This window comes from Pseudomonas sp. BF-B-30, assembly GCF_019956305.1.
Lineage (GTDB): Bacteria > Pseudomonadota > Gammaproteobacteria > Pseudomonadales > Pseudomonadaceae > Aquipseudomonas > Aquipseudomonas jessenii.
On record NZ_JAHBDG010000006.1, the window covers coordinates 118,577 to 131,640 of the forward strand.

The window sequence follows — 13,064 nt, forward strand, 5'->3', positions numbered from 1 at the left end:
ATTACTCTTCCCCTGCCAATTTGGCCAGGTACTGGCCATATCCGGTTTTGCCAAAGTATCGGGCACGCTCCAGCAACTGTTCGCGGTTGATCCAGGCATTTTCATAGGCGATCTCTTCGAGGCAGGCGACTTTGAGACCCTGGCGGTGTTCGATGGTCTGCACGTACTGAGAGGCTTCGAGCAAGCTATCGTGGGTGCCGGTGTCGAGCCAGGCGAAACCTCGACCAAAACGCTCGACCTGCAGATCGCCACGTTGCAGATAGGCATTGTTGACGTCTGTGATTTCCAGTTCGCCGCGAGGCGAAGGTTTCACCGCCTTGGCGATCTTGATCACATCGTTGTCGTAGAAGTACAGGCCGGTAACGGCATAACTGGATTTCGGCGCTTTCGGTTTTTCTTCGATCGAAAGGGCACGGCCATCGCTGTCGAAATCAATCACGCCGAAGCGCTCGGGGTCCTTGACCCAGTAGCCGAACACGGTGGCGCCGGAGGTGCGTTTTGCCGCGTTCTGCAATTGTTCGCCAAAGTGCTGACCATGGAAGATGTTGTCGCCCAGGATCAGGCACACAGGGTCATCGCCAATGAACTCTTCGCCAATCAGAAAGGCCTGGGCCAGACCGTCCGGTGAGGGTTGCTCGGCAAAGCTGAAATTCACTCCGAACTGGCTACCGTCACCCAGCAGATTGCGATACTGAGGTAGATCCTGCGGGGTGGAGATCAGAAGAATATCCTTGATGCCGGCCAGCATCAGCACCGAGATCGGATAGTAGATCATGGGCTTGTCGTAGACCGGCAACAGCTGTTTCGACACACCGAGCGTAATCGGATGCAGGCGTGTGCCCGAGCCACCCGCCAAAACGATACCTTTGATCATGCGAGCAACTCCTTGGAGTTGATGGCGCCAAGGCGTTCGCCCTGATAGCTGCCATCTTGAACACGGCGGCACCATTCCATATTGTCCAGGTACCATTGAACGGTTTTGCGCAAGCCGGTTTCGAACGTCTCTTCGGGCACCCAGCCCAGTTCGCGCTCAATCTTGCTGGCGTCGATTGCGTAGCGTAAGTCATGACCAGGACGATCCTGGACGAACGTGATCAGGTCGGCGTAGTGCGCAAGGCCCTCAGGCTTGTGCGGTGCCAATTCTTCGAGCAGGGCGCAGATGCCACGCACCACGTCGATGTTCTTTTGTTCGTTATGCCCGCCGATGTTGTAAGTCTCACCGACGGTGCCAGTGGTTACCACTTTGAGCAGTGCCCGGGCGTGATCCTCGACAAACAGCCAGTCGCGAACCTGCAAGCCATTGCCATACACCGGCAGCGGCTTGCCGGCCAACGCATTGAGAATGACCAGCGGAATCAGTTTCTCGGGGAAGTGGAACGGCCCGTAATTGTTCGAGCAATTGGTCAGCAGCACCGGCAAGCCATAGGTTCGCTGCCAGGCGCGGACCAGGTGGTCGGACGCTGCCTTGCTGGCAGAGTAGGGCGAACTCGGCGCGTAGGGCGTCGTTTCCGTAAATAGATCGTCGACACCATGCAGGTCGCCGTAAACCTCGTCGGTGGAGATGTGATGAAAGCGGAAGGCGCTTTTTTCAGGCTCCGGGAGAGCCTGCCAATAGGCGCGGGTGGCTTCGAGCAGGCTGTAGGTGCCAACGATGTTGGTCTGGATGAATTCCGATGGCCCGTCGATGGAGCGATCGACGTGGGATTCCGCTGCCAGGTGCATGATCGCATGAGGCTGGAAACGCGCCAGCACTGCACTGACGGTCGCCTGATCCACAATATCGGCCTGAACAAACTCGTAGCGAGTGTCGTTGGCAATGCTGGTCAGCGATTCGAGATTACCGGCATAAGTCAGTTTGTCCAGGTTGAGCACTTCATGCTCAGTGTGTTGAATCAGCTCGCGAACAAGGGCCGAGCCTATGAAACCGGCTCCGCCGGTAATAAGGATACGCATGTAGGGCCAGCCTTTTTCAGTAATGCGAATAACGGTAGCTTGCAGGTACGAGAGAGGAGGTGCAAGAGGTCCTGACCCCATTCGGTTTCGTCGTGCCAATCGGGCTGGATTATCCATGACTTGCAGCCTTCACTCACTACATCTCGCGCACAATTTTAGAGTTTTACCTGCGACATTTCCGCTTTTCAGCTTACTGGAACGCCTTCCCGCACCCTGGAACCCCCGCGTAAGCCCACTCTTTACGCTTTTTTTATGCCCCGCCTGCACCCTCGATCTCGTTCCTTTACAGCCACCTTCCCGACAATGACTCCACACGCGGCAATACGCCGTAACACGGAGAACTTCCATGAGCGTTCTGGATGGGGTGTCGCTGCTGCTCGCAGTGGGGCTGTTCATTTATCTGTTGGTTGCGCTGCTGCGCGCGGACCGGAACTAGGAGCGGCTATGCACAGTTATGACTATTGGCTGATCCTCGGTTTTTTTGCCCTGGTTTTGGTCCCGGCGCCGTTTCTCGGGCGCTTCTACTACAAGGTGATGGAAGGGCAGCGAACCTGGCTGACGCCGATTCTCGGTCCGGTCGAACGTGGTTGTTATCGTCTGGCCGGCGTCGATCCGCAAGCCGAACAGAGCTGGCAGAAATACGCCCTGGCCTTGATTGCCTTCAACCTCGCGGGTTTCCTGCTGCTGTTCACGATCCTGTTGTTCCAGGACCACCTGCCGCTCAACCCGCAGAACCTGCCGGGTCAGGAGTGGACGCTGGCGTTCAACACCGCCGTCAGCTTCATGACCAACACCAACTGGCAGGCCTACAGCGGCGAAGCGTCCCTGAGCTACTTGAGCCAGATGGCTGGCCTCACCGTGCAGAATTTCGTCAGCGCCGCCACCGGTCTGGCGGTACTGGTCGCGCTGTGTCGCGGCATCGGCCGCAAATCCACCCGGACTCTGGGCAACTTCTGGGTCGACATGACCCGCGCCACCCTCTATGGCTTGCTGCCGCTGTGCCTGCTGCTGGCGCTGTACCTGGTCTGGCAGGGCGTGCCGCAAACTTTCGCGCAGTACGTGAATGCAGTGACTATGCAGGGTGTTGACCAAGTGATTCCGCTGGGACCGGCTGCCAGTCAGATTGCCATCAAGCAATTGGGCACCAACGGTGGTGGCTTCTTCGGCGTGAACTCGGCGCATCCGTTCGAGAACCCGACGGCGTGGAGCAACCTGTTCGAAGTGGCCTCGATCATCCTGATCCCGGTGGCACTGGTGTTCACCTTCGGTCACTACGTAAAGGACCTGCGTCAGAGTCGCGCGATCATCGCCTGCATGCTGGCGCTGTTCCTGATCGGCGGCGCGACCTCGCTGTGGGCTGAATACCAACCTAACCCTGCCTTGAACAACGTCGCTGTCGAGCAGACCGCGCCGCTGGAAGGCAAGGAAGCGCGTTTCGGCACCACCGCCACCGTGCTCTGGTCGGTGACCACCACGTCCGCGTCGAACGGTTCGGTAAACGGCATGCACGACAGCCTCAACCCACTGAGCGGCATGGTGGCCCTGGTCAACATGATGGTCGGCGAAGTGATCTTCGGCGGCGTTGGCGCAGGGCTCTACGGCATGTTGCTCAACGTGCTGATCGCGGTGTTCCTCGCCGGCCTGATGATCGGCCGCACTCCGGAATACCTCGGCAAGAAGCTGCAGGCCAGGGAGGTGCAATTGCTGGTGGTGACCCTGATGGTCATGCCGATTGGCGTACTGGTGCTCGGCGCGATCGCCGCCAGCCTGCCAGGCCCGGTGGCTGCGGTGAGCAACCCAGGGCCTCACGGATTCAGTCAGCTGCTCTACGCCTACACCTCGGCCAGTGCCAACAACGGTTCCGCTTTCGCTGGCTTCGGCGCCAATACCCCCTTCCACAACCTGATGCTGGGCCTGGGCATGTTGATCGGTCGCTTCGGCTACATCCTCCCGGTCCTGGCCCTGGCCGGCAGCCTGGCGCTGAAGAAAACCGCCCCGATCGGGCAGAACAGCTTCCCGACCCACGGCCCGCTGTTCGTGACCCTGCTGACCGTGACCATTTTGCTGGTGGGTGGTTTGACCTTCTTGCCGACGTTGGCGTTGGGTCCGATTGCTGAACATCTGAGCATGGGCTTCTGAGGATCTGATGATGAATATGCCCGTAACTAAACCGGTCGCCACCGTCAAAGCGCCGGAACAACCAAAAACCGCAATCTCGGCCCTCTGGCGCCCGGCGTTGCTGCAAGCCTTCGTCAAGCTCGACCCACGGCAGTTGCAACGTGCGCCGGTGATGCTGGTGGTCGAACTGACGGCGATCCTGACCACCGTGCTGTGCTTCATTCCCGACACCGCAGTGCCGACTTTCGTCGCCGCGCAAATCGCTGTGTGGCTGTGGTTCACCGTCCTGTTCGCCAACTTCGCCGAGGCCTTGGCCGAAGGTCGCGGCAAGGCCCGTGCCGACAGCCTCAAGGCCGGCAGCGAAGGCCTCAGTGCCCGGCGCAAGACCGGCAACGGCAGCTTTCAGGTGGTGCCCGCCGCCAGCCTGCGAAAAGGGGATGTGGTGCGCGTCGAAGCCGGGGAGATGATCCCCGGTGACGGTGAGGTGATCGAAGGCATCGCGGCGGTCAACGAAGCGGCGATTACTGGTGAATCGGCCCCCGTGATTCGCGAGTCCGGTGGCGACCGTTCGGCCGTCACCGGCAACACGCGGCTGGTGTCCGACTGGCTGCTGGTTAAGATTACCGCCAACCCCGGTGAGTCGACCCTGGACCGCATGATCGCCCTGGTCGAAGGCGCCAAGCGCCAGAAAACCCCGAACGAAGTGGCGCTCGATATCCTGCTGATCGGCCTGACCCTGATCTTCCTGCTGGTGGTCGTCACCCTGCAACCGTTCGCCCACTTCGCCAATGGCAGCCTGCCGCTGGTGTTCCTGGTGGCGCTGTTGGTCACGTTGATTCCGACCACTATCGGCGGTTTGCTGTCGGCCATCGGTATCGCCGGTATGGATCGCCTGGTGCGCCTGAACGTGATCGCCAAGTCCGGTCGTGCGGTGGAAGCGGCGGGGGACGTGCACGTCCTGCTGCTGGACAAGACCGGCACCATCACCTTCGGTAACCGTCGTTGCTCGGCGGTATATGCCGCGCCTGGCGTGACAGCCGGGGAGTTGGCCGAAGGCGCGTTGCTGGCCTCGCTGGCCGACGACACTGCGGAGGGCAAGTCGATCGTCGAGTACCTGCGCGGCACCCATCCGCAGCCGGAACCGTCCGCTGAAGTGCTGACAGCCGTGCCATTCAGTGCCGAAACCCGCTTGTCCGGTGTCGACTATCAGGGGCGCGTGTACCGCAAGGGCGCGGTGGATTCGTTGCTGGCGTTCGTTGGTCTCAAGCGTGCTGACCTGGCACCGGCCCTGTCCCGTGAAATCGACAAGATCGCCCAAAGCGGCGGCACTCCGTTGCTGGTGTGTGCCGACGGTAAGTTGCTCGGGGCGATCCACCTCAAGGACGTGGTCAAGCCCGGTATCCGCGAGCGTTTCGCCGAGTTGCGCAAACTGGGGATCCGCACCGTCATGGTCACCGGCGACAACCCGTTGACCGCCGCTGCCATCGCCGCTGAGGCGGGTGTGGACGATGTGTTGGCCGAAGCCACGCCGGAGAAAAAACTGGCGCGCATTCGTCACGAGCAAAACGACGGTCGTCTGGTCGCCATGTGCGGCGACGGCGCCAACGACGCTCCGGCCCTGGCCCAGGCGGACGTCGGCATGGCGATGAATGACGGCACGCAGGCGGCCCGTGAAGCGGCCAACATGGTCGACCTCGACAGCGACCCGACCAAGCTGCTGGACGTGGTGCAGATCGGCAAGGAGTTGCTGGTCACCCGCGGTGCGCTGACGACCTTTTCCATCGCCAACGACGTGGCCAAGTATTTCGCAATCCTGCCGGCGCTGTTCGCCGCGATCTACCCGCAACTGGGCGTGCTCAATGTGATGCACCTGAGCAGCCCGCAGAGCGCGATTCTCTCGGCGATCGTGTTTAACGCCCTGATCATTGTGGTGCTGATTCCGCTGGCGCTGCGCGGTGTGCGGGTTCATGCGGCGAGTGCGGCAGCGTTGTTGCGGCGCAATCTGCTGATCTACGGCCTGGGCGGGATCCTGGTGCCGTTCGTGGGGATCAAGGCGATCGACATGCTGTTGACGGCGTTGCATCTGGTTTGACTGACCCCCCCCCCTGTAGGAGCGAGCTCGCTCGCGATGGTGGTTAACGATAACGCGCCCTTTCTGACAAAGCGCGGCGCCTTCAGATCCATCGCGAGCAAGCTCGCTCCTACAGGTTTTTCCTGTGAATTCGAGGATTTTCAAATGTCCACATTGATACGCCCGGCCCTGAGCCTGCTGGTCCTGATGACGCTGATCACCGGCGTCGCTTATCCACTGGTGGTCACCGGCGTCGCCCAGGTCGCGTTCCCGGATCAGGCCAACGGCAGCCTGGTGCGGGATGCCGAGGGCAAGGTCCGCGGGTCCTCTCAGATCGCTCAGGATTTCGTTGGCGACGCCTGGTTCCACCCGCGTCCTTCGGCCGGTGCCTTTGCCACCGTGTCGAGCAGTGCCAGCAACCTGTCGCCGAGCAACCCGGCGCTGGCGATGCGGGTGATCGACGATGCCAGCAAACTGCTGGTGCCAGGCCAGGGACCGGTGCCATTGGCGCTGGTCACTACGTCCGGCAGCGGTCTCGATCCGCACTTGCCACCGGCGGCGATTGCCTATCAACTGGCGCGTGTCGCGACGGCGCGCAATCTGCCGGTAGCGACCCTGCAACAACTGCTGGACGCCCACATCGAGCAGCCATTGGTAGGCCCGCCGGTGGTGAATGTGCTTGAGTTGAATCTGGCGCTGGAAAAACTGTAAATCAGCGGCGCTGCCAATCGCGGGCAAGCCCGCTCTCACATTGGAGTGCGTACACCTGTGGGAGCGGGCTTGCTCGCGAAGACTGCAGAACAGTCACTACATCAATCCAGGTAAAAAGAGATCCCAAGCATGAGCAACTCCGGCCGCGCCGACGCGCTGTTAGCAGACCTGCCCCGCGATGGCCGTGGCCGGCTCAAAGTGTTTCTCGGTGCCGCGCCGGGTGTCGGCAAGACTTACGCCATGCTGCAAGCGGCCCATACCCAGTTACGCCAAGGGGTGAAAGTCATTGCCGGCGTCGTCGAAACCCACGGCCGGGCCGAAACCGAAGCACTGCTCGGCGGCTTGTCGCAGCAGCCGTTGGTACGCTCCGAATACCGTGGCGTGATGCTCGAAGAAATGGACCTCGACGGTCTGCTCCTCGCCAAGCCGAAGCTGGTGCTGGTCGACGAACTGGCGCACACCAACGCACCCGGCAGTCGTCACGAAAAACGCTGGCAGGACATTCAGGAACTGCTCGCCGCCGGCATCGATGTGTACACCACGGTCAACGTCCAGCATCTGGAAAGCCTCAACGATCAGGTGCGCGGCATCACCGGTGTGCAGGTCCGCGAAACCCTGCCGGACTGGGTATTGCAGGAAGCCTACGAACTGCTGCTGATCGACTTGCCACCACGGGAACTGCTGGAGCGATTGCGCGATGGCAAGGTCTATGTGCCGGAGCAGGCGCGGGCGGCCATCGATGCGTTTTTTTCCCAGACCAACCTGACGGCCCTGCGCGAACTGGCGATGCAAACCGCGGCGGCTCAAGTCGATAACGATCTGGCCCAAGGGTATCGTCAGTTGGGGCAAGCGGCGCCGGCCGTGCGCGGGCGTTTGCTGGTAGGGGTCGACGGCGATGCCCAGGCCGAGCGCCTGGTGCGTCATGCCAGTCGCGTGGCCCAGCGGCGGCACCTGCCCTGGAGCCTGGTGCACGTGGACAACGGCAGCGTGCGTGACGAGCAGTCCCGCCTGCGCCTGCAAAGCGCCCAGCAACTGGCCGAGCGCCTGGGCGGCGAAGTGGTGTTGCTGCGCGCCGGTGAAGTGGCGAAAACCTTGATCCAGCATGCCGCCGAACGCCGCGCCAGCCTGGTGCTGGTGGGCCAGTCCCGGCCGCGTTTGCGCCGACGTCTGTTCGGTGGCGGGCTGGCGGCGCGTCTGCTGCGTAATGCGCGCGGGCTGGAAATCAACGTTCTCGACAGCGATCACCAACCGCATCAACCCCATCGGCGGTCGATGCATTCACTGGTCTGGTTCGACTACGCATTGGCCGTGGTAGCGACGATTCTGGCCAGCGCTCTGGCCTGGGCCGTGGCGAGCGTACTGCCACTGCCGAACATCTCCCTGGTGTTCCTTGCGGCGGTATTGCTGGTGGCGGTGCGCAGCAGTCTCGGGCCGGCGCTGGCCTGTGCGGTGCTGTCGTTCCTGACCTATGACTTCCTGTTCATTCCGCCGAATTTCTCTTTCAGCATCCAGCGCGAAGAAGACGTGCTGACCTTGCTGTTTTTCCTGCTGATGGCGGCCCTCACCGGCAACCTCGCGGCGCGCCAGCGCAGGCAATTGCAGGCACTGCGCGATACCCAGGAAGAGACCACCGAACTGCTCGACCTTTCACGCAAACTCACTGCCGCCACCGACCGCCAGGCCGTGGTCAGCGCTGCTGCCCAGCACCTCAACGGTTGGAGCGACGTGCAACTGTGCCTGCTCAATCGCGACGGGCAAAACGGCTGGAAAGTCGAAACCGGTGGCCCGCTGGAGTTCACCGAAGCTGAGCGCGCCGCCGCCGATTGGGCCTGGCAGCACGATCAACCCGCGGGTGCGGGCACCGGCACCTTGCCGTTCGGTCGCTGGTGGTGGTGGCCGTTATCGGTGGAAGACGGCCCGCTGGCGTTGCTCGGCGTGTGCGCCAGGGAAGGCCAGGCCCTGAGCGGCCAACGCCGACGCTTGTTGACCGCGCTGACCCAACCGCTGGCCCAGGCGCTGGCCCGGGCGCAACTGGCCGATGATCTGGAAGCGGCGCGGCTGCACGGCGAAACCGAGCAACTGCGCAGCGCCTTGCTGGCTTCGGTGTCCCACGATTTACGCACACCGTTGACATCCATGCGCGGCAGTATCGATAGCCTGCTGGCCCTGGGTGAAGCGATCCCGCTGGAGGATCGACGTGAACTGCTCGAAGGCACCCGCGATGAAGCCGAGCGCCTGGACCGGTACATTCAAAACCTGCTCGACATGACCCGGCTCGGCCACGGCGCCCTGAAGCTGGCGCGGGACTGGGTATCGCCGGCAGACATCGTCGGCAGTGCGCTCAACCGTCTGCGGACAGTCCTTGCGCCGTTGCAGGTCAGCACCGACGTGCCGGCCGAGTTACCGTTGCTTTATGTGCATGCCGCGCTGATCGAACAGGCGCTGATCAACGTGCTGGAAAACGCCGCGCGGTTTTCGCCGTCCCACGGGCGTTTGCAATTGTGCGCAGGGGCTGATGACAGTGAGCTGTTTTTCTCGGTCAGCGACGAGGGCCCGGGGATTCCGGAGGAGGATCGGGCGAAGATTTTCGACATGTTCTACACCGCGGCGCGGGGTGATCGCGGCGGGCAGGGTACCGGGCTGGGGCTGGCGATTTGTCAGGGCATGGTCGGTGCCCATGGCGGGCATATCAGCGTCGCCGACGGCATCGAGGGGCGCGGCACCTGCATCACGTTGCACCTGCCGCTACAGGCTCAGCCGGGATACGAAAGTGAAGCCTGATCGCGCTTGCGCTACTCTCTTGCCACTTCTTTGTGTTGATGTGAATTCATGAGCCAGACCGCGACCATTTTGGTCATTGACGACGAACCGCAGATCCGCAAATTCCTGCGCATCAGCCTCGCTTCCCAGGGCTACAAAGTGCTGGAGGCGGGCACCGGCAGTGAAGGATTGGCGCAAGCTGCGTTGAACAAACCGGACTTGCTGGTGCTCGATCTCGGCTTGCCGGACATGGACGGCCAACAGGTATTGCGCGATTTTCGCGAATGGTCGACGGTGCCGGTACTGGTGCTCTCCGTGCGCGCCGGTGAAGGGCAGAAAGTCGAGGCCCTGGATGGCGGCGCCAATGACTATGTGACCAAGCCATTCGGCATTCAGGAGTTCCTGGCGCGGATCCGTGCGTTATTGCGCCAGGCGCCCGCAGGCGAGGTGCAACAAGCGGAGCTGAACTTCGGTCCGTTGACGGTCGACCTGGCGTATCGCCGGGTGCTGCTCGACGATGTTGAAGTCGCGCTGACTCGCAAGGAGTACGCCGTGCTGGCGCAACTGGCGCGGCATCCCGGGCGGGTGATCACCCAGCAGCAATTGCTCAAGGACATCTGGGGGCCGACCCATACCGAAGACACTCACTACCTGCGCATCGTGGTCGGGCATTTGCGCCAGAAACTGGCGGATGACCCGACCCGGCCACGGTTCATCGTCACTGAGGCTGGGGTGGGGTATCGGTTGTTGAGTGAAGGCAGCCTTTAGATCTTCGTTGCCTGATCTGACGTCATCGCGAGCAAGCTCGCTCCCACATGGGATCCTGGTCAGACACACATTTTGTGAACGCCAAAGATCCACTGTGGGAGCGAGCTTGCTCGCGATGAGGCCCTTGCATTCAATCGAGAGTTTTCAGACGTTCAGTTCTGCTCATTCTCATACCGGTCCAGCGTATCCCGCGCAATCTCCCGTCCCAGCGCGATCAACTCCGGCGCCTTGTAGAACTCGAAAAACCGACACACGCGCTTGGGCACGTTGATCAGGATGTCCGGCGGATACCCGGCAATCTTGTACTGTGCCAGCGACGTCTGCATCACCTCGAAACTCTGGTTGATCAAATCCAGCAAGGACGCCGGCCCGACGTTGTCGATGATGAACGAACCGGTGGCGGAGCGGGGGGCGCCACTGGTTTCCGGAGCGGCCGCGGGTTGCTGCGCCTGGGGCTCGGCGGATTCGATCCACGGGTTGAGTTCCGCACCTTCGGCCTTCAAGGCTTCCTGTTCCAGAATCAACAATTGCTCGGCTTGCTTGCGCCGGAACGGCAACTTCGAGCCGACGGAGTTGATCAGGCTGTCGAAGCGGGTCTTGAAGGCGGCGGGACGCTGGATGACCGGCAATTGATAGTGGCGCTGGTTGGTGGAGTTGAGGTTGACCGCGATGATCAAGTCGCAATGGCTCGACACCACCGGCACGATCGGCAGCGGGTTGAGAATGCCGCCGTCCACCAGCATGCGGTTGCCTTGCATCACCGGGGTAAACAGGCTGGGAATCGCTGCCGAGGCGCGCATGGCCTGATGCAGGCAACCTTCCTGGAACCAGATTTCCTGCTGATTGGTCAGGTCGGTGGCAACCGCGGTGTAGGGGATACGCAAATCTTCGATGTTGATCTCGCCGACGATCTTGCGGATCTGTCCGAAGACTTTCTCGCCACGGATCGCGCCCAGACGAAAACTGACGTCCACCAGGCGCAACACGTCGAGATAATCCAGGCTCTCGATCCAGTCGCGGTAGTCATTGAGTTTGCCGGCGGCGTAGATCCCGCCCACCACCGCGCCCATGGAGCATCCGGCGATACAGGCAATGTCATAGCCGCGCCGTTCGATCTCTTCAATGACACCGATATGTGCATAACCCCGGGCTCCACCCGAGCCCAATACCAGTGCGACACGCTTTTTCATGGATCGCCCTCGTTTGAATGATTCAACAATGCACCCATCGAGGGCCATGCTTCAATCGCCATGGTCGTTCGAGGGGACAAGAGCGTCGTATTTTCGACACTCCATGGCGGCACATGGTTATTCTTGTCGGCGCTATAGTTGCACGGCGACCAACGGCACTTTTCAGGTGCCACAACGTCTTACCTGCATGACTGTTGACCTATTTTTGAGGAGTGAGTGATGAAAGCCTGGATCTGCGTGCCATTGATTGCCCTGGCGCTGGCCGGTTGTGCCGGCAAAACCGCTTATCGCGACAGCTGCGGTAGTAACCTGGATGCGGCATGGCATGAACTGGACCTGGCCAAAGCCGAAGGTTTCGCCGGGACCGTCAGCTACTCCAAGGCCCTGTCGCTGTTGACCGCGGCCAAGACCCAGCAGCAATTCGAGGGGTTCGAAGGCTGTACCAAGAAAGCCGAGAAGGCTCGCTTCTATATTCGTGAATCGCGCGCAGGGCGTTAAAAGCAAAAGCGGTGACAAGCTCTAAACTGCAAGAGTCTTCGAGCTTGCAGCCTGGAGCTTGCAACCTGGCGCTGTTTACGGAGTAAACCCCCATGATCGATCGGTTGGTGGCTCAGGTTCTGGGCCTGGAAGTTCGTCTGCTGGCCTGTCAGGCCCGCTTGAAAGAGCGTACAGACCCTGAAGCGTTACATGATCTGCGTACAACCATGCGACGGTTACGCAGTCTGTTGCGACCCTTGCGCGGGTTGCCCGGCGTCGAACAACTGGAAGCGGCGGCCTCCCGGGTGGGCGATCTGACCACACCATTGCGTGATCGCGAAGTGCTGGCGGCGTACCTGCTCCAGCACCATCAACCCCAAGCCGCACAGTGGCGCATGGCGCAAATGGCCGAGGCTTACCCGGCCGTGGCGACCAGTCCCGAACTTGCGCAAATGCTGATCGTCCTCGATGCGTTTCCGCGTTTTCTGCGTGCCGCTCAGCGCCAGGGATTGCTCAAGGGCCTGCGCAAGCGCATCGAAAAACGCCTGGGCAAGCAATGGAAAAAACTCGACGAGGCACTGCACGATCCGACCCACGACCGTCATCGGCTGCGCCTGCTGATCAAGCGCGTGCGCTATGGCATCGATGCTTACCCCGAACTGGACCGTTTGCCGAAAGCGGCCATGCCCCGGCTGAAATCGGCCCAGGGGGCGCTGGGCGACTGGCACGATTGCGTGCAATGGCTGGCGATGGCTGAACGGGAAGCAGATTTGCAACCCTGTGTTGCCGTATGGGAAGCCACTATGGCCGAGGCCGAAACCCGAGCGGACCGCGTTCTGGAAAAATTCAGCAAGGCCTGTTTCAAATCCTGAGACCACTCGAGATCCTTTGTGGGAGATTCTATGTTGCAGGGGAACCCTGCAACTTCAAATTCGGCTGGTATTCGCTCTGGTTTTTCATGAGGGCGAATGCCACTCGGCAAAGCTTGCGGGCAAGAATGACCAAGGCCTGAGTTC

The 13,064-nt window shown here is 61.4% G+C and carries 11 protein-coding genes and 1 pseudogene; 8 read left to right on the plus strand and 4 right to left on the minus strand.

The features are described 5' to 3' along the window. Position 1: 1 nt before the first annotated feature. Positions 2-874, minus strand: coding sequence for a glucose-1-phosphate thymidylyltransferase RfbA (rfbA, locus tag KGB29_RS04150; protein WP_154860264.1), 873 nt, complete (start codon positions 872-874; stop codon positions 2-4). Next, positions 871-1,953, minus strand: coding sequence for a dTDP-glucose 4,6-dehydratase (rfbB, locus tag KGB29_RS04155; RefSeq protein WP_154860263.1), 1,083 nt, complete (start codon positions 1,951-1,953; stop codon positions 871-873). Before rfbB ends, rfbA begins: the two co-directional genes overlap by 4 nt. Before the next feature lie 346 nt (positions 1,954-2,299). Here rfbB and kdpF point away from each other — a divergent pair, with 346 nt between their 5' ends. The 6 genes from kdpF to KGB29_RS04185 all read left to right on the plus strand — a co-directional run bounded on the left by kdpF (position 2,300) and on the right by KGB29_RS04185 (position 10,381). Continuing rightward, positions 2,300-2,389: a K(+)-transporting ATPase subunit F gene (kdpF, locus tag KGB29_RS04160; RefSeq protein WP_007899818.1), complete on the plus strand. Its 90-nt coding sequence runs from the start codon at positions 2,300-2,302 to the stop codon at positions 2,387-2,389. Positions 2,390-2,397: 8 nt separating this feature from the next. Continuing rightward, the gene (gene kdpA, locus KGB29_RS04165; protein WP_154860262.1) at positions 2,398-4,092 is read left to right on the plus strand and encodes a potassium-transporting ATPase subunit KdpA; all 1,695 of its coding nucleotides are present in this window, start codon (positions 2,398-2,400) and stop codon (positions 4,090-4,092) included. Between the two features lie 10 nt (positions 4,093-4,102). Beyond that, entirely contained in the window at positions 4,103-6,163 is a 2,061-nt protein-coding gene (gene kdpB, locus KGB29_RS04170) for a potassium-transporting ATPase subunit KdpB (RefSeq protein WP_218543322.1), read from the plus strand. A gap of 144 nt (positions 6,164-6,307) precedes the next feature. Then, positions 6,308-6,853, plus strand: a complete 546-nt coding sequence (gene kdpC, locus KGB29_RS04175; protein WP_154860260.1) for a potassium-transporting ATPase subunit KdpC — start codon at positions 6,308-6,310, stop codon at positions 6,851-6,853. Between the two features lie 129 nt (positions 6,854-6,982). Then, positions 6,983-9,634, plus strand: coding sequence for a sensor histidine kinase (locus KGB29_RS04180; protein ID WP_218543324.1), 2,652 nt, complete (start codon positions 6,983-6,985; stop codon positions 9,632-9,634). Positions 9,635-9,682: 48 nt separating this feature from the next. After that, positions 9,683-10,381, plus strand: a complete 699-nt coding sequence (locus tag KGB29_RS04185; RefSeq protein ID WP_090457093.1) for a response regulator — start codon at positions 9,683-9,685, stop codon at positions 10,379-10,381. Positions 10,382-10,533: 152 nt separating this feature from the next. On the opposite strand, the gene KGB29_RS04190 is transcribed toward KGB29_RS04185, so the two are convergent. After that, positions 10,534-11,571 (minus strand): patatin-like phospholipase family protein, encoded by a 1,038-nt coding sequence (locus KGB29_RS04190; protein WP_154910829.1) that lies wholly within the window; start codon positions 11,569-11,571, stop codon positions 10,534-10,536. Positions 11,572-11,790: 219 nt separating this feature from the next. Here KGB29_RS04190 and KGB29_RS04195 point away from each other — a divergent pair, with 219 nt between their 5' ends. Both KGB29_RS04195 and KGB29_RS04200 read left to right on the plus strand, forming a co-directional pair. Then, on the plus strand, positions 11,791-12,069 hold the full coding sequence (locus tag KGB29_RS04195; RefSeq protein WP_034150181.1) for a hypothetical protein: 279 nt from the start codon (positions 11,791-11,793) through the stop codon (positions 12,067-12,069). Positions 12,070-12,161: 92 nt separating this feature from the next. Next, complete coding sequence (locus tag KGB29_RS04200; RefSeq protein ID WP_154860257.1) at positions 12,162-12,920, plus strand: CHAD domain-containing protein; 759 nt, start codon at positions 12,162-12,164, stop codon at positions 12,918-12,920. Between the two features lie 28 nt (positions 12,921-12,948). On the opposite strand, the pseudogene KGB29_RS04205 reads toward KGB29_RS04200, so the two are convergent. Next, positions 12,949-13,064, minus strand: a pseudogene (locus KGB29_RS04205) (IS110 family transposase); the annotation flags it as partial.